Origin of the sequence: Gordonia sp. i37 (assembly GCF_002043085.1) — a bacterium.
GTDB classification, from domain to species: domain Bacteria; phylum Actinomycetota; class Actinomycetes; order Mycobacteriales; family Mycobacteriaceae; genus Gordonia; species Gordonia polyisoprenivorans.
Genome location: NZ_MVPX01000670.1, coordinates 1 through 250, shown reverse-complemented (window position 1 = coordinate 250; position 250 = coordinate 1). Strand labels below are relative to the sequence as shown.

The 250-nt window shown below is 70.8% G+C and carries 1 protein-coding gene; it reads left to right on the top strand.

The window, feature by feature from the left end; all coding sequences use genetic code 11:
- On the top strand, positions 1 to 250 hold a 250-nt coding region (locus B1964_RS29505; RefSeq protein ID WP_139765973.1), incomplete at both ends, for an FAD:protein FMN transferase.

The window sequence follows — 250 nt, the reverse complement described above, 5'->3', positions numbered from 1 at the left end:
CCCCTCCGCGTGACGGATGGCGGATCGGCGTCCGTGACTGGACCGGCCGCACCCGACAGACGGTGTGTGTCCATGACAATCAGGCCTTCGCCACCTCGTCCACCCGCGTGCGGACCTGGCGGCGTGGCCGAACGATCGTGCACCACATCATCGATCCCCGCACCGGCACACCGGCGCGAACCCCGTGGGCGCAGGTCACCTGTATGGCCGCCGACACCGTCCTCGCCAACGCTGCCTCGACGGCAGCGGG